The sequence below is a fragment of the Arthrobacter sp. NPDC057013 genome, from assembly GCF_042674585.1.
Lineage (GTDB): Bacteria > Actinomycetota > Actinomycetes > Actinomycetales > Micrococcaceae > Arthrobacter.
Genome location: NZ_JBHUSE010000001.1, coordinates 460,193 through 478,472, shown reverse-complemented (window position 1 = coordinate 478,472; position 18,280 = coordinate 460,193). Strand labels below are relative to the sequence as shown.

14 protein-coding genes are annotated in these 18,280 nt (G+C 68.2%); 2 read left to right on the top strand and 12 right to left on the bottom strand.

All coding sequences use genetic code 11. The annotated features are described in order from the left end of the window. Positions 1–232: 232 nt before the first annotated feature. From ACFTSA_RS02195 to ACFTSA_RS02170, 6 genes are all read right to left on the bottom strand, one after another. A complete protein-coding gene (locus ACFTSA_RS02195) occupies positions 233–691 on the bottom strand; it encodes a DUF779 domain-containing protein (protein ID WP_377949259.1) in 459 nt (152 codons plus the stop codon). Next, positions 691–1,713, bottom strand: a complete 1,023-nt coding sequence (gene adhP, locus ACFTSA_RS02190) for an alcohol dehydrogenase AdhP (protein ID WP_377949256.1) — start codon at positions 1,711–1,713, stop codon at positions 691–693. The genes ACFTSA_RS02195 and adhP overlap by 1 nt, the downstream gene beginning before the upstream one ends. A 170-nt stretch (positions 1,714–1,883) precedes the next feature. Then, the gene (locus ACFTSA_RS02185; RefSeq protein WP_377949253.1) at positions 1,884–3,407 is read right to left on the bottom strand and encodes an aldehyde dehydrogenase family protein; all 1,524 of its coding nucleotides are present in this window, start codon (positions 3,405–3,407) and stop codon (positions 1,884–1,886) included. 203 nt (positions 3,408–3,610) lie between these two features. Next, positions 3,611–4,984, bottom strand: a complete 1,374-nt coding sequence (locus ACFTSA_RS02180; protein WP_377949251.1) for a GAF domain-containing protein — start codon at positions 4,982–4,984, stop codon at positions 3,611–3,613. A gap of 158 nt (positions 4,985–5,142) precedes the next feature. Then, positions 5,143–6,579 (bottom strand): FAD-dependent oxidoreductase, encoded by a 1,437-nt coding sequence (locus tag ACFTSA_RS02175; protein WP_377949248.1) that lies wholly within the window; start codon positions 6,577–6,579, stop codon positions 5,143–5,145. Positions 6,580–6,760: 181 nt separating this feature from the next. Then, positions 6,761–7,759, bottom strand: coding sequence for a DNA topoisomerase IB (locus tag ACFTSA_RS02170; protein ID WP_377949246.1), 999 nt, complete (start codon positions 7,757–7,759; stop codon positions 6,761–6,763). Positions 7,760–7,874: 115 nt separating this feature from the next. Here ACFTSA_RS02170 and rarD point away from each other — a divergent pair, with 115 nt between their 5' ends. Further along, on the top strand, positions 7,875–8,912 hold the full coding sequence (rarD, locus tag ACFTSA_RS02165) for an EamA family transporter RarD (RefSeq protein WP_377949245.1): 1,038 nt from the start codon (positions 7,875–7,877) through the stop codon (positions 8,910–8,912). A 30-nt stretch (positions 8,913–8,942) separates the two neighbouring features. Here rarD and ACFTSA_RS02160 read toward each other — a convergent pair whose 3' ends face one another. From ACFTSA_RS02160 to ACFTSA_RS02150, 3 genes are all read right to left on the bottom strand, one after another. After that, the gene (locus ACFTSA_RS02160) at positions 8,943–9,809 is read right to left on the bottom strand and encodes a universal stress protein (protein WP_377949242.1); all 867 of its coding nucleotides are present in this window, start codon (positions 9,807–9,809) and stop codon (positions 8,943–8,945) included. A gap of 303 nt (positions 9,810–10,112) precedes the next feature. Next, positions 10,113–11,468, bottom strand: coding sequence for a 4-aminobutyrate--2-oxoglutarate transaminase (gene gabT, locus ACFTSA_RS02155; RefSeq protein ID WP_331574554.1), 1,356 nt, complete (start codon positions 11,466–11,468; stop codon positions 10,113–10,115). Between the two features lie 46 nt (positions 11,469–11,514). Further along, the gene (locus tag ACFTSA_RS02150) at positions 11,515–12,945 is read right to left on the bottom strand and encodes an aminobutyraldehyde dehydrogenase (protein ID WP_377949239.1); all 1,431 of its coding nucleotides are present in this window, start codon (positions 12,943–12,945) and stop codon (positions 11,515–11,517) included. Positions 12,946–13,087: 142 nt separating this feature from the next. Between ACFTSA_RS02150 and ACFTSA_RS02145 the strand changes: the two genes are divergently transcribed. Beyond that, positions 13,088–14,524: a PucR family transcriptional regulator gene (locus tag ACFTSA_RS02145; RefSeq protein WP_377949237.1), complete on the top strand. Its 1,437-nt coding sequence runs from the start codon at positions 13,088–13,090 to the stop codon at positions 14,522–14,524. Between the two features lie 30 nt (positions 14,525–14,554). Here ACFTSA_RS02145 and ACFTSA_RS02140 read toward each other — a convergent pair whose 3' ends face one another. The 3 genes from ACFTSA_RS02140 to ACFTSA_RS02130 are packed head-to-tail and all read right to left on the bottom strand — an operon-like array spanning position 14,555 to position 18,270. Further along, positions 14,555–15,238: an alpha/beta fold hydrolase gene (locus ACFTSA_RS02140; RefSeq protein WP_377949235.1), complete on the bottom strand. Its 684-nt coding sequence runs from the start codon at positions 15,236–15,238 to the stop codon at positions 14,555–14,557. Positions 15,239–15,260: 22 nt separating this feature from the next. After that, positions 15,261–15,539 (bottom strand): YciI family protein, encoded by a 279-nt coding sequence (locus tag ACFTSA_RS02135; protein WP_377949233.1) that lies wholly within the window; start codon positions 15,537–15,539, stop codon positions 15,261–15,263. Between the two features lie 28 nt (positions 15,540–15,567). Next, positions 15,568–18,270, bottom strand: a complete 2,703-nt coding sequence (locus ACFTSA_RS02130) for a PEP/pyruvate-binding domain-containing protein (protein ID WP_377949231.1) — start codon at positions 18,268–18,270, stop codon at positions 15,568–15,570. Positions 18,271–18,280 lie beyond the last annotated feature (10 nt).

The window sequence follows — 18,280 nt, the reverse complement described above, 5'->3', positions numbered from 1 at the left end:
GACATTCATGGCACAACCTGCCGCTAGGAGGGATGTAACCGTGCCATAGTCCGTGGCCATGCCCGTGAAAACCTTGTGGATGCGGCCGGTCCGGAGTTCTTTTATCTGTTGAGCCACCCCAAATTGGGGGTTTTCCTCAGGCGTTTTAACAGGCAATACGCAGGCGGGGCCACTAACTTGTGGCCCCGCCTGCGTATTGTGAAGCTGGACTTCAGGAGTCCTCTCTTACCGGCTACACCGGCCAGTCCATGAGCGTGGAACGGATCAGGAAGCGCTTGCCTTCCGGTGCCTCGACGGAAAATCCGCTCCCCCGGCCCTGCACCACATCCACTGTCAGGTGGGTGTGGCTCCAGTAGCCAAACTGTTCCCTGGACATCCAGAATTCCAGCGGCTGGCCGCCGTCGTGAGTGCCTCGGTAGCCGCCGTCGTCCGGGGAACCGGACCCTTCGCCGTCGTCCGCGAAGAGATTAAACCGCCCCAGCAGCACATCCGACTCCCCGGTGAGGAAGTCCCCGGACGGGTAGCACATGGGGGCGGAACCGTCGCAGCAGCCTCCGGACTGGTGGAACATGAGCGGGCCGTGCTGCGCCCAGAGCTTCCGCAGCAGCCCCACTGCCTCGGCGGTGAGCGCCACCCGGGAGAAGTCCTCCCCGGGCAGCGTCACGGCGGCGTCGAGCCTGGTGACGGGCATCAGAACCTCAGCACCACACGGCCGTCGATCTTGGCGTGCTTCATCTCGTCAAGGACCGCATTGACTTCCGAGAGTTCCCGCGTGGAAACGGTGGGGTGGATCTTGCCCTGCGCGTAGAAGTCCAGTGCTTCCTCCAGGTCCTGCCGTGTTCCCACGATGGAGCCGCGGACGGTCAGGCCCTTGAGCACAATCTCGAAGATCGGTGCCGGGAAGTCGCCCGGCGGCAGGCCGTTGAACACGATGGTTCCCCCGCGGCGGGCCATGCCGATTGCCTGGCCGAAGGCCGACGGGTGCACCGCCGTGACCAGGACTCCATGGCAGCCGCCGGTTTCCCGCTGGATGACTTCCGCGGGGTCCTCATGCAGCGCATTCACGGTGAGTTCGGCGCCGTGCTTTTTGGCCAGGGCGAGTTTGTCGTCCGCGATGTCCACGGCGGCGACGCGCAGGCCCATGGCCACGGCGTACTGGACGGCAATGTGCCCCAGGCCGCCGATGCCGGAGATGGTGACCCACTCCCCCGGCCTGGCCTCCGTCATTTTCAGACCCTTGTAGACGGTGACGCCGGCGCAGAGCACCGGAGCCACCTCCACGGGATCCGAGCCCTTCGGAATGCGGGCGGCGAACCGGCTGTCCACCAGCATGTACTCGCCGAAGGAGCCGTCCACGCTGTAGCCGGCGTTCTGCTGGGACTCACAGAGCGTTTCCCAGCCGGTGCGGCAGTACTGGCAGTCACCGCAGGCGGACCAGAGCCAGGCGTTGCCCACCAGGTCACCGACGGCGAGGTCCGTGACGCCCTCGCCCACGGCCACCACCTCGCCCACGCCTTCGTGGCCGGGCACGAAAGGCGGCGACGGCTTCACCGGCCAGTCCCCTTCAGCAGCGTGGAGGTCGGTGTGGCAGACACCGCTGGTGATCACTTTCACCAGTGCCTGGCCGCGGCCGGGGGTGGGTACGGGGATGTCCTTGATCTGAAGATCCTTGGCGAATTCGGTTACTACGGCTGCTTGCATTGTCGTCGTCATTGGCGAAATCCTTGCGTCGTTGAAGCGTTGTTCGTAGGTGGTGCGGGACGGGTGGTGCTGCCTTCCTGGGGGGTGGCCAGGGGCCGGTCTTCCGCCACAGTGCGGGCGGGAAGCGTGGTGCGGGCGGGGACGGATGGAGCTGATCCGTCCCCGCCCGGCCTGAGTGGGCTCTAGAAGAAGCCGAGCTTGTTTTCGTTGTAGCTGACCAGGAGGTTCTTGGTCTGCTGGTAGTGGTCCAGCATCATGGCGTGGTTCTCGCGTCCGATGCCGGAGGACTTGTAGCCGCCGAACGCGGCACCGGCCGGGTAGGCATGGTAATTGTTGACCCAGACGCGGCCGGCCTGGATTTCGCGGCCTGCCCGGTAAGCGACGTTCCCGTTGCGGGACCAGACGCCGGCGCCGAGGCCGTAGAGGGTGTCGTTGGCGATGCCCATGGCGTCGTTGTAGTCGCTGAAGCGGGTCACGGACACAACGGGGCCAAAGATCTCCTCCTGGAAGATGCGCATCCGGTTGTGGCCCTCGAAGATCGTCGGCTGGACGTAGTAGCCGCCGGCCAGGTCGCCGGACAGTTCGGCCCGGGCACCGCCGGTGAGCGCCCTGGCGCCCTCCTGCTTTCCGATGTCGATGTAGGAGAGGATCTTTTCCAGCTGGTCGTTCGAGGCCTGCGCACCGATCTGGGTTTCGGTGTCCAGCGGGTTGCCCTGGATGATCTTCTCGGTCCGTGCCAGCGCGTCGGCCATGAAGGAGTCGTAGATGCCTTCCTGGACCAGGGCACGGGACGGGCAGGTGCAGACTTCGCCCTGGTTGAAGGCGAACAGCGCAAAGCCCTCCAACGCCTTGTCGTAAAACGCGTCGTTGGATTCGGCGACATCGTCGAAGAAGATGTTCGGGCTCTTGCCGCCGAGTTCCAGCGTGACGGGAATCAGGTTGTTGGAGGCGTACTGGCTGATCAGCCGGCCCGTGGTGGTCTCGCCGGTGAAGGCGATCTTGCGGATCCGCGGGCTGGAGGCCAGCGGCTTGCCCGCCTCGACGCCAAAGCCGTTGACCACGTTGACCACGCCCGCCGGGAGCAGGTCGCCGATGAGTTCCATCAGCACCAGGATCGACGTCGGCGTCTGTTCCGCGGGCTTGAGGACGACGGCGTTGCCCGCCGCGAGTGCCGGCGCCAGCTTCCAGACGGCCATCAGGATAGGGAAGTTCCACGGGATGATCTGGCCGACGACGCCGAGCGGCTCATGGAAGTGGTAGGCCGTGGTGTCGTCGTCGAGCTGCGACAGCCGGCCCTCCTGGGCCCGGACGGCGGAGGCGAAGTAGCGGAAGTGGTCGGCGGCCAGCGGGATGTCCGCGTTGAGGGTCTCGCGGACCGGCTTGCCGTTGTCCCAGGTCTCGGCGACGGCGAGGAGTTCGACGTTCTCATCGATGCGGTCGGCGATCTTGTTCAGGACCGCGGCGCGCTCGGCTACCGAGGTCCGGCCCCAGGAGGGAGCCACCTTGTGCGCGGCATCGAGGGCGAGTTCAATGTCCTCTGCCGTGCCGCGGGCCACCTCGCAGAACGCCTTGCCGGTGACAGGCGTGATGTTCTCGAAGTACTGGCCCTTCACGGGTGCAACCCACTCGCCGCCGATCCAGTTCTCGTAGCGGTCCTTGAAGGTGACCTTCGAACCCTCGGTGCCGGGCTGTGCGTAAACGGTCATTGCTAGCTCCTTTGCTCTGCAACACGGTGGCGATCCATCATGGTGTTCGCCGATGCATCGAGCGTAGGAGCGTGCAGGTTGCAGCCAGGTTGCAACTGCATCCCCACCTGCTCCCTAACCTCGCAAGCTCGGCCAGGTAACCCGGAAGTCGTGGGCCCAGCTCGGCCAGGGAACCCCTGCAGGCGTGGGCCCAAGTCCGGATGCTAGCCCAGTTCGGCTTCCAGCCGTTCCAGATCGGCGACGACGGCGGCCCGCTTGGGTGAGCGCGGCGGCAGGAGCTTCAGGGCGGCACGGCGGACGCCGGCGTCGTCGGCTGCCTCCGGCAGTTCCGCGTACTTGAGCAGCGAGTCCGCGCTGCCGTCCGTCAGGACGGCCTCGCGCAGCAGCGCGGACACCCGGTTCCGGAGCTCGACGACGCCGGGCGCCTCGGAGCGGGGCAGGACGGCGCCGCGGTAGATGTCCAGGGCGATCCGGTGGGCACCACGCTGCAGGCAGGTGAGCACCTGGCTGCTGTCCGGCAGGAGGTCCATGGGCAGCCGGTACGGCCGCGACTCCGGTACCGAGGCAGCGTTCAGCTGCTGCAGGACCTTCCGGAGCCGCACCATCTCGGCGCGCAGGGTGATCGTGGAGCCGTCACCCGGGTACAGGAGGACGCTCAGTTCCTCGGCGCTGAGGCCGTCCGGGTGGGTGCTGAGCAGGGCCAGGATCTCGCTGTGCCGGGCGGACAGCACCACGCTGCGGCCCTCGATGCTCAACAGTGCCTGATCGCGGCCCAGCAGCTGCAGGCTGTTGCGGTACAGGCTGCCTTCCCGCGCGGAACCGCCGGCAGCCCCCGAACCCGGGTGCCGCCGTCGTGCTTTGGTCCGTTCCTGGGCGGCAGCGAGCTGCAGGCGTTCCACGCGCAGCTGGGCCTGGGCCGCCGCCACCGTGGCCTCGACGAGCGAGAGCGTGTGCGGCGCCACGGCCGCCTCCGTGCCCGTGATGTCCACGACCCCCAGCAGCGCGCCGGAGTCGGGGTCCTGGAACGGCACCGCTGTGCAGCTCCACGGGTGGACGGACCGCTGGTAGTGCTCGGCGCCGGAAATCTGGATTCCCCGGCCCAGGGCGAGGGCGGTTCCGGGGGCGCTGGTCCCCACGGTCGCTTCCGACCAGTCCGCGCCCGGGACGAACATCATGCCTTCCGCGCGGCTGCGGGCGCCGGTATCGCCTTCCACCCACAGCAGCCTGCCCACCTCGTCGCCGACAGCAACCAGCAGGCCGCTGTCATGGCTTGGCCGGATGAGGAGCTTTTGGATCACGGGCATGATGGCGGCGAGCGGGTGTTGGCGGCGGTATTCCTCCAGCTCGTCCGCGGCGATGGCCAGGGGCGCCTCGGGGTTGTCCGGGTTGGCCCGCAGCCTGGCGGACCGCTGCCAGGATTCCCGGATCAGGCGGCGCAGCCCGGGGATTTCCTCGGCATCGGGGAACGCGTCACTCTGCGCGCAGCTGCCCAGGAATTCGTGGCCTGCCAGGGCGCGGCGCTGCAGCAGCACCGCATCGTTGGTTTCGGATGCCGCCGGCTGGATCAGGTTCTTCATCGAACTCCCACTCGCCCAAACGCTTGCCCGCAAAAGTCTAGTCCAGCCGCCGCGCCGGCAGTAGGCCCCTCCTCGTCGGAGTTTTTGTCCAGATAATGGGGGTTGAAACGTGCCAAACGGCCATTATCTGGACAAAAACTCGTCAGCCGGGGGCGGGGTTAGGCGCGGGAGATCTGGATCATCTCCTCGCGGGGCACCACCTTGATGCGTTCACGCACGACGCCGCCGTCCGCCTGGGCGGCTTCGGTCCAGGATGCGCCGAGGGACGCCTCGTGGGCGTTCAGCTTGTTCCAGCCTTCCCACGTGGTGTACTCGATGCCGCGCTCCTCGAGCAGGTCGATGATCGCCTGCGGGTCGGGGTTCTGCGCCGGCGGCAGGGTGAGCCGGTCCTCGAGGAGGAAGCCGATGGTTTCCAGGGCGTCGCCCTTCGTGTGGCCGATCAGGCCGACCGGCCCTCGCTTGATCCAGCCCGTGGTGTAGATGCCGGGGACGGGGTTCCCGTCGGCGTCGAGGACCCGGCCGCCCTCGTTGGGGATGACCCCGCGCTTCGCGTCGTATTCCAGTTCATCGAGCGCAGAGCCGTGGTAGCCGATGGCGCGGTAAACGGCCTGCACCGGGTAGTCGATGAACTCCCCCGTGCCCTTGACGTTCCCGGTGCCGTCCAGCTGCATGCGCTCGAACTTGATGCCGGCAACCTTGCCGGACCCGCCGTCGTCGTAAATCTCCACCGGGCTGTGCAGGAAGTGCAGGTGCAGACGGCGCGACGACGGCTGCTCGGCCTCGGCGTGCTCCTCGACGAGCCAGTTGGTCATGGTGTTCACCATGGTTTTGGTCTGGTTGTTGCTCCGGATCGCGTCGTCGGAGGCCTCGTCGAATTCGAAGTCCTCCGGGTACAGCACGATGTCGACGTCGCGTGCGTGGCTGAGTTCGCGGAGTTCCAGCGGGGTGAACTTCACCTGGGCGGGGCCGCGGCGGCCGAAGACGTGGACGTCGGTGACGGGCGAATTCTTCAGGCCCTGGTAGACGTTGTCCGGGATTTCCGTGACGAGGAGTTCGTCGGCGTGCTTGACCAGCATCCGTGCGACGTCCAGGGCCACGTTGCCGTTCCCGATGACGGCGATTTCTTTGGCGTCCAGCGGCCATTCGCGGGGAACGTCCGGGTGGCCGTCGTACCAGGACACGAAGTCGGCGGCGCCGAAGGAGCCCTCGAGGCCGATGCCGGGGATGTCCATGTCGGCGTCCTTGATGGCACCGGTGGAGAAGATGACGGCGTCGTAGAAGGCGCGGAAGTCGTGCAGTGTCAAGTCCCGGCCGTAGGTGACATTGCCCAGGAACCGAATGTCGCCGCGGTCCAGGACCTTGTGCAGGGCGTTGACGATGCCCTTAATGCGCGGGTGGTCCGGGGCCACGCCGTAGCGGATCAGGCCGTACGGTGCCGGGTACGCCTCGAAAAGGTCGATGCTGACCTCGAAGTCGCCGTCCTTGACCTCGTTGGACTTGGTCAGGATGTCCGCAGCGTAGACGCCTGCGGGTCCGGCGCCGACGATCGCGACGCGGAGCGGCCGCTTGGCCGTGGATTCAGCTGTGTTGGACACCGTAAGCCCTTCCGGAACGGGAGACCGCGCCCCACCGGCGCGCAGTTTTCAATTCTAATTGTCCGCCCGGCCGGGCGTCCCACCCGTGACGGTGCACGGCGGTCCGTGACGGCCCGCGGCACCGGGACGCCGGGGGCCCGGGCCACGGCAGCCCGCCGCCTCAGGCCCGGATCCGCCAGCGTCAACCGCTCTTGCGCAGGGCCACCACGCCGCCCTCGCGGTACAGCAGCGCCCGCAGCTCCGACTCCGCCGAGTCCAACCGCTTGGGGTCGATGGTTTCGCCGGCCGCGAAGTGGTCCAGCAGCCGCGGGTCCACATAGCTTTTGCGAGCGATCGACGGCGTGTTCCCCAGCACCGCCGCGGCCTCCATCATGGCCACGCTGATGGCCCGCTTCCGCTTTGCCTCGGTTTTCTGCGGCCCGCTCCGGGCCAGGCTCACGGCGGCCGCGGCGGTGCCCCGCAGGGTCCGGAAATCCTTCGCGGTGAAGTCGTCGCCCGTACGTTCCTTGACGTAACTGTTGATGTCGGCGCTGGTGACCGGGTGCCACGCCCGGCCATTCTTGTAGGCCAGCAGCCGCGCGTTGCCGCCGCGCCGCTTCAGGGTCTGGGCCAGCGCCGCAAGGTCCGGATCGTCGATGAGCGATTCCCAGGTCTTGCCGCTCTTGGCCGGGAAACTCAGGTGCAGGCAGCCCTTCCGGACACGGACGTGGGCGCAGAGCAGGGTGGCGAGCCCATGGCTGCCGTTTTCGTTTGTGTACCGCTCCGACCCCACCCGCAGTGAGCCGCTGTCGAGCATCCTGAAAGCCGCGGCCAAAACGCGCTGCCGGGTCACGCCGTCGGACCTCAGATCCATGGTGACCAGCCGGCGGGCGGTGGGCAGCGATTCTGCGAGCTGGAGCGCGCGGTCGAATTTCACCCGGTCTTTCCGTTCGCGCCACTCCGGATGGTAGATGTACTGCCGGCGGCCCACGGCGTCGAGTCCCGTGGCCTGGATGTGCCCGTTCTCGAACGGCGCGATCCACACGTCCGTCCACGCGGGCGGAATGCCGATGCTCTCCAGCCGGTCCCGGACCGGACCGGGCGGCAGCGTGGAGCCGTCCAGGTCCCGGTAGCTGAACCCCGTACCGGCCCGCACCCGCCGGTATCCGCGGCCGGAAGCGTTGCTGTGGCGGAGCCTCATGGGGCCGCCGCCCTGCGGTGAGTCGTCCTCATAATGGCAAGCCTACTGACTAATTCCTTTCCGCAGGCAACTTTTGGCCCGAGGCAGGCGGAATACCGCTCCCTAAGATGGTGTTATGGGTCTTGTGCCTAACCCCGACGGATACGTCTCCTCCGCCCTTCCGACTGCCCCACCACCCGGCGCCGCGCCCCCGGGCGTGACCAGCCCAGCCCCCAAGGCCCTGGACAAGGACACGACGGCGGGGATGCTGTTCGGCATCGGCGCTTACGGGCTGTGGGGGCTGCTTCCGCTGTACTTCTTCGTGCTGCAGCCGGCAAGCGCCGTGGAAATCGTGGCCAACCGCGTGGTCTGGTCGCTGATCTTCTGCGCCCTCCTGATCACGGTGACCAGGGCCTGGCGCGTGCTGGGTGCCGCCCTGCGGAACCGCTCCGTTTTCTGGACCCTGGCGGCCGCGGCCGGCCTCATCGCGGTGAACTGGCTGACCTACACCTACGGCGTCACCACGGGGCAGGCGGTCGAGACCTCGCTTGGCTACTTCATCAACCCATTGGTGTCCGTCCTCCTCGGCGTGTTCGTCCTCAAGGAGACGCTCCGGCCGCTGCAGTGGGCCGCCGTCGCCATCGGTTTCATCGCTGTCGGCGTGCTGACCGTGTCCTACGGGAAACTGCCGTGGATCGCCCTGACCCTCGCCGTCAGCTTCGGCCTGTACGGTTTCGTGAAGAAGCGGGTGGGCCCCCGGGCCGACGCCGTCACCAGCCTCACCGTGGAGACCATCGTTCTCACTCCCCTGGCCGGGGCCACGATGATTTTCCTCGCGGTGACCGGCGCCGCCTCCCTGACCACCCACGGCGCCGGACATTTCTGGCTGCTCCTGGCGTCGGGTGTCATCACGGCCGTGCCGCTCGTGTTCTTCGGCGCCTCTGCCCGCCGGCTGCCGATGACCACCATCGGGCTGCTGCAGTACTTCGCACCGGTGCTGCAGTTCATCGTTGCCCTGGTGGTATTCGGCGAGGCCATGACGCCGGCCCGGTGGATTGGCTTCGGCGTCGTGTGGCTTGCCCTGCTGGTGCTCACCGTGGACATGCTGGCCGCGACACGCAAGAGTTCAGCGGCCAAGCGGCTCGCCCGCAGGGAAGCGCGAGCGGACACTTAAGCCCCGGGCGCTGCAACTGTCCGTTTGCGCTCAGGGGGCCGAGTCCGCGCGGTCGTAGTCGCGCGGCACCACCACCATCGGCACCGGCAGGGCGCGCAACACCTTGTTGGCGGTGCTGCCGAGGAACATGCGGTTCTTCTCGGCCAGGCGCGAGGACCCGACGATGAGGATCTCGCCGTCGTCCCATTCGAGCCCGTCGATGGCTTCCTCGATGGTGCGGCCGTGGGCCACGGCCACGCCGACCTCGTGACCGGCCGGGACCTTCCCCGATGCTGCCGTCAGGACCGTGCTCGCGTGGATGTGCGCGGCGTTGATGGCCTCCCCGGCGTCACCGGCGGCATCGAGTTCCACCAGTGACACCAGCCGCAGCGGCACTCCCCTCCGCTTCGCCGCCCGGATGGCAGTCTCAATGGCAGCCTCGGCGCCGGCCCGCTGCCCCACGGCCAGCGTCAGCCGGGTGACGGGCGCCGTCCGCTGGTAGCCGCGCGGCGCAAGTGCCACCGGGACCGGCGAGGCGTGCAGCAGCGCATTGGCCACTGACCCCACCGTGTAGCGCTTGAACAGGCCCGTGCTGGCGGCGCCCACCACGATGAGCCCGGCCTCATATTCCTCCGCCGCGTCGATGAGCCCGCCGGCGAAGGAATCGGCCTCCCGCACATGGAATTTCGCGGGCAGGCCCTCCGGAACCAGGGCCAGGCCCTCCCGTTCGGCCGTCAGCACCTCCTGCTCCGCGGCACTGACCCGGCTGCCCTCCGGGTTCAGGGCCAGGTACGGCATGCTCGGCTTCACCACATAGACCAGATCCAGTTCGGCGCCCTGGGCCAGGGCCAGCGATGTGGCCAGGGCGACGGCGTCCGCGCCGCGCTCGGTGGGTGTGTAACCGACTACGTATCGCATGCGAAACCCCTCTTTGGGTAGTGCAGACCGGTCCCCGGTTTCCGGCGGCGGTCACCGGCCTGCGGCGTGAAGTGCAGTGGTGAGGATGACTCTACCGCGGCACTGCCGCCGGTGGATGGGGAAGCCGGCGGCAGGATCACAATGGTGAGCACGACGGCGGCAACAACGACGGCGGGCCGGGCACCTTTTGGTACCCGGCCCGCCGTCGTCGTACGTCCGTCAGCGCGCGAACTGGCAGCTAATGACCTGTTGGGAGCGTTTTGAGGGCATTACCTGCCAGTTCGCGCTAAAAGCGGAGTGGAATTACGCGTTGGCCTTGATGGCCGCGGCGAGCACCTCCAGGCCGTCCAGCAGCAGTTCGTCGCTGATGACCAGCGGCGGCAGCAGGCGGATGACGTTGCCGTAGGTTCCGCAGGTCAGGATGATGACGCCTTCCTTGAGGCACGCGGCGGCAACGGCCTTGGTGAGCTCCGGGTTCGGTTCCTTGGAACCGGCCTGAACCAGCTCGATGGCCAGCATGGCGCCGCGGCCACGGATGTCGCCGATGACGGAAACTTCAGAGGCCACCTCGCGCAGCTTGCCGAAGGAGAGTTCCTCGATGTGCTTGGCGCGGGCGTTGAGGTCGTACTCCTGCATTGAGCCGATCGAGGCCAGCGCGGCGGCGCATGCCACCGGGTTGCCGCCGTAGGTGCCCCCGAGGCCGCCCGGGTGGACGGCGTCGAGCAGGTCGGCGCGGCCGGTGATGGCGGACAGCGGCATGCCGCCGGCGATGCCCTTGGCCATGGTGATGATGTCCGGAACGATGCCCTCGTGGTCCACTGCGAACCATTCGCCGGTGCGGCAGAAGCCGGACTGGACCTCATCGGCGATGAAGACGATGCCCTTTTCCTTGGCCCAGGCGGACAGCGCCGGCAGGAAGCCTTCGGCCGGGACGATGAAGCCGCCCTCGCCCTGGATCGGTTCGATGATGATCGCGGCCACCTGGTCGCCGCCGATCTGCTTCTCGATCGCGGTGATGGCGCGCTTGGCGGCCTCGGCACCGGTGATCTCCGGGTTTTCCTCGCGGAACGGGTAGCTCATGGGCATGCGGTAGACCTCGGGCGCGAACGGGCCGAAGTTGGTCTTGTACGGCATGGCCTTGGCGGTCAGGGCCATGGTCAGGTTGGTGCGGCCGTGGTAGGCGTGGTCAAAGGCGACGACGGCGTCCCGGCCGGTGGCCAGGCGGGCCACCTTGATGGCGTTTTCCACGGCTTCGGCGCCCGAGTTGAAGAGGACGGTGCGCTTCTCATGGGTGCCCGGGGTGAGCTTGTTCAGCTGCTCGGCGACCGCGACGTAACCCTCGTAGGGGGTGACCATGAAGCAGGTGTGGGTGAAGTGCTCCACGGCCTCCTTCACGGCACCGACGACGGCGGGATCGGACGCGCCGACACTGGTCACCGCGATGCCCGAGCCGAGGTCGATGAAGGAGTTGCCGTCGACGTCGTGGATGATGCCGCCGTCGGCGTCCGCGACGTAGACCGGAACGCTGGAGGCGACACCGGCGGCGACCACTGCCTTGCGGCGTTCGGTCAGGGCCACGGACTTGGGGCCCGGGAAGTCGGCCTGGACGCGGCGCTTCTGCTCAAGGCGGTAGGTGATTTCGTTGGCAGTGGTGGTCATGGTGTTTCTTTCTTTACTGCGGAGGGGGCGCGGGGTGCGGAGCGGGTCAGGCGTCAAGTGCGGACATGACGTGCTTGATGCGTGTGTAGTCCTCGACGCCGTACATGGAGAGGTCCTTGCCGTAGCCGGACTGCTTGAAGCCGCCGTGGGGCATTTCGGCGGTGAGGAGGATGTGCGTGTTGATCCAGACCGCACCGAAGTCAAGATCGCGGCTCAGGCGCATGGCCGTGCCGTGGTCACTGGTCCAGACGCTGGACGCCAGGGCGTACTCGACGTCGTTCGCCAGCTCCACTGCCTCGGACTCCGTGCTGAACTTCTGCACGGTGATGACGGGTCCGAAGGTTTCCTTCTGCACGATGTCGTCCGTCTGCTTGGCGCCGGTGATGATGGTGGGCTCGAAGAAGTACCCCTTCTCGCCCGCGCGGTGGCCACCGGTTTCGATCCGGCAGTGCGCCGGCAGTGAATCGACGACGGCGCTGACCGCCTTGAAGTGGTTGACGTTGTTCAGCGGGCCGTAGTAGTTTTCCTCGTCGTTCTGGGAACCGGTGTGCAGGGTCTTGGTGTGTTCCACCATCGCTGCCACGAGGTCGTCGTGCACCGAGTCCTCAGCCAGCACGCGGGTGATGGCGGTGCAGTCCTGGCCCGCGTTGAAGAACGCGAACTCGGCGATGGCCGCGGCGCTCTTCTTGATGTCGGCGTCCTTGAAGACGATGGCCGGGGCCTTGCCGCCGAGTTCCAGGTGCGCGCGCTTGAGGCCCTTCGCAGCGCCCGAGGCGACGGCGATGCCGGCGCGGACGGACCCGGTGATGGACACGAGGCCCGGGACCTTGTGCTCCACCATCAGCGAACCGGTTTCGCCGGTGCCGAGGATGACGTTCAGGACGCCGGCCGGCAGAATGTCCGCGGCCAGGCGCGCCAGGACCAGGGTGGATTCCGGCGTCGTGTCGGACGGCTTCAGGACCACGGTGTTGCCGGCTGCGAGCGCGGGGCCGATCTTCCAGATCGCCATCAGGAACGGGTAGTTCCACGGGGCCACCTGGGCCACGACGCCGATCGGCTCGCGGCGGACGAAGGAGGTGTGGCCCTCGAAGTACTCACCGGCGGACTTGCCTTCAAGGATGCGGGCGGCGCCGGCGAAGAAGCGCAGCTGGTCGGCGCCGGCAGCCACTTCCTCGGAGGCGATCAGGGCGCGGACCTGGCCGGTGTTGCGGTGCTGGGCGTCGACGAGTTCATCGCTGTTGGCCTCGATGGCGTCGGCGAGCTTGAGCAGCATGAGCTGCCGCTGTCCGGGGGTCACGTGCTTCCAGGACTTGAAGGCGTCCTTGGCGGCGGCCATGGCGGCGTCGACATCGGCCTCAACGGAAACGGGCGACTTGGCCACGACGTCGCCGGTCACCGGGTTCACGATGTCGATCAGGCCCGTGCCTGCGGGCGTTACGAACTCTCCGTTGATGAAGTTCTGCAAGGTTTGAACCACGGTGTACAACCTCTTTCGTCCTGAATGGTGTGATGCGGCTGACTCGAGCCTATTCCAGCTCCCCATCCCGGGGAATAGCCACCTGCACACCCTTGAACCGGTGCTTTAGTGCGATCGGCCAGCATCCGGCTACCCTTGATCCATGGCAATTTCCCTCGCGGCGCTGCTGGCCGTGCAGTCTCTGGGACTCAAGAAATCCAGCCTGGCGGAGACCACTTCGCACCAGGACATCCGCTGGGTTGCGGTCACCGAACTGGAGGACCCGCAGCGCTTCCTCAACGGGGGCGAACTGGTGCTGACCACGGGGCTGCGGATGAAGAGTGCGCCCGAACAGCGGCGGTTCGTGCGCCAGGTCCAGCGGGCCGGCGCGGTAGGCATCGGCTTCGGCGTAGGGCTCTCGCACGACGCCGTTCCGCCGGCTTTGATCGCCGAGGCGAACCGGTGGGGGCTGCCGGTGGTCGAAGTCCCGTACGGCACCCCGTTCATCGCCATCAGCAAGCTCGTGGCCGACGCGCAGTCCGCGGACCACTATTCGAAGCTTGAGCGGCTCATCGCCGGGCACCAGATCCTGGCACGGGCGCTGCTGACCGGCGGCGGCCTGGCCGAACTCCTGCGGCACCTCGGCGGCATGCTGCGCACCGAGATCGCGCTCAGCCAGTTCACCGCCCAGCTGTACAACAGCGGCAGCGAACCGCCGTCCGCAGACTCCTGGACCACGTACCCCATCCCCACCGGCCGCCGCGATGCCTGCACACTCTGGGTGAAGCAGCCGTTCGAGGATTCCGGCATCATCGGCTACGCGCAGAACCTGATCAGCGTGGAGCTCAACAACATGGTCAAGCAGCGCCAGGCCGAGCGGGCGCTCTGCGGGCAGGTGCTGGAGGACGTGATCCACGGGACCCTTGACCCCAGCGAGGCCCAGCGCCGCCTCGCGGGGACGGGCATCAACAGCACACGCAAGAACGTGGTGATTCTGGCTGGCTCCGAGGCGCACCACAAGCAGCTGGTCAGTTCCTCACTGCCGCAGGCGCTGGAGAACGCGGTGACCGCCGTCGTCGGAAAGGACCTGGTGACGGTGGTGCCCGACGACGGACGGGGCGCCACGGCGATGGCCCGGAGCCTCAGCGACCACCTCGCCGAGGCCGGCATCCACGCGACGATCGGCATCGGCGGTGCGTACACCAAGCCGAACGGCCTGCGGTGGAGCTACTTCGAGGCGCGCGACGCCGCCAGCCACGGGCTGCCCGTCAACGAGCCCGAACGGCTCAGCCTGACCTCGCTGCTGCTGGCCAGTGAAGACGTGCCGCTGGCCGACATGGCCAGCGAATCACTCGATCCGCTCCGCAGCTTCGATGCCGCCCACGGCGCCGAGCTGATGGCCACGCTGGAGAGCTACCTGAACAACAACGGCTCCGTTGCCGCCGTCGCCGAGGCGCTGACCCTGCACCGGAACACCGTCCGCTACCGGCTGGCCCAGATCACCGAACTGACCGGGTACGACCCCTCCGTCACCGCTGACCGGGTGCAGCTGTGGCTGGCCCTGGCGGTCGCCAGGCTGGGCGCGCGGCACGCCGGCTGACCCGGAGCACGGGTAAGCGGATCCGCCCGGTCATTGCAGTGTGCGGGCGTAGCCGTCCAGCCGGCTTGCGAGCTCAACCGGGTTGCTCAGGGCGACCAGGTGTCCGCCGCGGATTTCGTCAATCCCTAAACCCAGCCGGGACCGGACCACGCGGCGCTGAAAGTCCAGCGGGAAGAAGCGGTCGTCGCGTCCAACCAGCACCTTGGTGGGCACGTCGGGCCAGCGGTCGATTTCGCAGGGCTGCCCGAAGGGCGTGCCGGACGGGGCGCGCTGCACCCCGGCGCCCGCGGCCACTACCTCCGGGGGAACGTCGTGCAGGAAGTGCACACGCTCATCGAAATCACCGCTTCGCCCGCTCAGCCTGTCATTGAGCTCCAGGGCCTCTGGCTGGCCGGTGGCCTCCCACCACTCGCCGGGTGTCTCACCTGGCAGGGGGACCATCGGGTTCAGCAAGACGATGAGCTTCACCGGCACCCGCCCCGCGACAACCGGGACCGTAAAGGCGCCCAGTGACTGGCCCACGAGAACCACATCGCGGTGGTCACCGGTGGCCGCGACGACGATGTCGGCGTAGTCCTGCAGCCCAAGGCCTGGATCGTCCTCGCGGATATCCACTGCGACGGCCTGGTGCCCCAGCCGTTCCAGCTCAGGAACCAGCCGGTGCCAGTACCAGCCCGCTCCCCCGGCGCCCGGAACAAGAACGAAAGTGCTCACCTGTCCTCCTGCTCTGGCACGCCTACTCGAAACGCACCGCATTCCAATCGAGGATCCGCGGCTCCGCCAGTCCCTCAGTGGTGAACGGGTCACCGGCGATGAAGCGTTCGGCGTCCTCGCGCGACGTGAAGATGCCCATCGATGAGCCGGCCGGGTCGGGGGCCTGGAAGGGCCCGAGCGCGACCAGCCCGCCACCGGCGGCGCGGAACTCCTCGTAGTAGGCCTTGTGGCGGGGGTACGTCTCCATCACGCGCGAGCGGTCGACGCCCTCGCGCAGGCTGTACAACACGACGAATTCCATGGACGCGATCCTACCGGCCGTCCCGAACTCACGGGAGGCCGCCGCCGGAAGCGCGGGGGACGCCGTCGGACGCAAGGGAGGCGTCAACCACAACCGTCCCGGCCGCCCCGTCCACGGTGACGGTGTCCCCGGTTCGGATCCGTAGCGTTGCGTCTGGAACACCGACGACGGCGGGAATTCCGTATTCGCGCGCCACCACGGCACCGTGGGAAATGGGTCCGCCCATTTCCATGACCAGCGCCCCGGCGGTCATGAACAGCGGCGTCCAGCCCGGGTCCGTCGACGGGGCAACGAGGATTTCGCCCGGCTCGAGGTGGGCGCCGGCCGGGTCCAGGATGACCCTGGCTTTGCCTGTCACGGTGCCGGCCGAAGCCGGCGCCCCGGCCAGGGTTCCCGGCCGCAGCTTGCCGTCGGCCGGCGACGCCGCTTGGGTCGCGGCCATGGCCGCCTCGACGTCGGTGCCATCGGAAAGCAGCAGGCGGGGGATGTGCCGGCGCCGCAGTTCCCGCTGGTAGCTCTGGCGGCGTTCGGCGACGGGTCCGTGCAGGTCCGCGCCGCGCAATGCCACCCGCGCTTCGGTGAGGTCGACGAAGAAGACGTCGTCCGGCACGGCAATCCGGCCCGCGTCCGCGAGTTCCTTGCCCACCTGCTGGAGCTGGCCGCGGAGGACTGCGAAGGCCGTGATCAGCCTGAACTTGGGGTATTCGCGCATGCCGGCAGTTTCCCGTGCGCGCCGCAGACTGTGGTCAACCATCCTGCCGTACAACCGGCCCCTGGACCGGGCGGCACGGGCCGCCAGCTCGGCAACCTTGGCGTCGGCCTTTTCTGCGGCCCGCTGGAAGAGCCGGTCCGGTGCGACCTCCGGGTCGGCCAGTTTCAGGTAGTTGGCCAGGACGTTGATGATGTGGGCGGGGTCCTCGCCCCAGCGGGGAACACCGAGGTCTATTTCGGCCACGGCGCGGTGTCCGTAGTTGGCGAGAAAGCCGCCCAGCGCGCCCTGGCAGACAGCGGGCAGCGTTTCCCCAAAGTGGCGGCCGGCGAGAATCTGCGGATCCTCCCCTGTCAGTGCACGGACCGAGTCCGCGTCCTGCCGGACTGCGGTGGCCGTCCGCCAGAGTTCAAGGTCCATCTCTGTGGTCACGTTGTGCGGCAAGCCGCGCAGTACGGCCTGCAGCTCGCCGGGCTGCAGCAGCCGGGCCAGCAGCAGCCGGGCCAGGCCCAGCCAGATATACCCGGCGGCTGCCGGCGGCAGGACCCGCATCACGGCGGGTGTGATCTCTTTGGTCAGGACGCGTTCCACGAAGTCCAGCCGCCGGACGCCGGAGGCCGGCTCCGGCAGTGCCAGCATCCGGTCCATCTCAGAGTCCGCCTCGTTGACCCTCTCCAGTGCGCCGGCGGGATCGACCATCGCGCGGAGGACCTGCCCCAGCAGCCCCAAGGGCGGCGACGCCCGGAGCCCCGTCTTCAGCGACGCCAGCCCGGGTGCCTTGGTGAGGCTAAACCGTGGATCCGCCGCCAGGTACGCCAGCACATCCACGGACCTGGCGTCCGCCACCTTCATGGCTCGCTTAAGGCTGCGCCTCCCGCCCCTGCTCCGCAGCAGGGACGTGACGTCGACATACATGCGCATCCCGACCTGGGCGGAGCGGTAGGCGGCAGGTCCGCCGCCGGCTGAGCGGTAGCTGTTGCTCATCAGGGTGAAGGACGCCAGGCCCATGGGTGTCAGCGGCCGGGTCAGCCCCTGCAGCAGGCTGGCGCACAGGTAGGCGCGGGTGCCGCCGTCGTGGTTGTCAGGCTCGGGCAGCGGAAACAGTGTGGTGATCGGACGGGACTGCACCACCCGGATGCCGCCGGCCGGATCGATGGCCCATTCCACGTCCTGCGGCTCCCCGTAAAGCTCCTCCACCCGGGTGCCGACCTTGGCCAGCGAGCGGACCTGTGCGTCCGTCAGACAGGCCTGCCGCCCGCCGCCGTCCTGCCGGTGCACCAGGCGTGTCCCCCCGTCCGGGGCGGACGGGCTTTGGACAAGTTTGTCGCCCAGGCTGCGCTCAAGGATCTCCCCGGTGGCGGCATCGACCCGAAAGTGGTCCGGGTTCACAGAACCGCTGACCAGGGCCTCGCCGAGCCCGGGCGCGGCGTCGATCACCGTTTCCTTCCGCCGACCGGTCAGCGGGTTCGCCGTGAACATCACCCCGGCCACCTGCGCGTCCACCATCTCCTGGACAACGACGGCGATCCCGACTGGGCGCTGGTCAATCCCGTGGTCGGCGCGGTAGGCCACCGCCCGGTCCGTCCACAGGGACGCCCAGCAGCGGCGGACCGCGTCCGCCAGCGCGTCAGGACCGACGACGTTGAGGTAGGTATCCAGCTGGCCGGCGAAGCTGGCTTCGGGGAGATCCTCGGCGGTGGCGGAGGAACGCACGGCCACCGTAGCGTCTTCGCCCAGGGCGGCATAGGCGGCAAGGATAGCGCTGAGGGTGTCCCCGGGCATGGAGGCCGACGCCAGCCTGCTGCGCGACTGTTCCGCCGGCCCGGAAGGATCCACTCCGGCTGCGGCCGCCACCTGCCGGTATGCCGCGGTGGTGACGCAGAATCCGCGCGGGACCGGCAGCCCTGCTGCCAGGAGCACACCGAGGTTGGCAGCCTTGCCGCCCACCTCCGGCACCATGCCGGCGTCCACCAGGGCCAGGCTGATGACTGTGTCCCCCGGGCGTGACGGGTGCTCGTCCACCGGCCGCCGC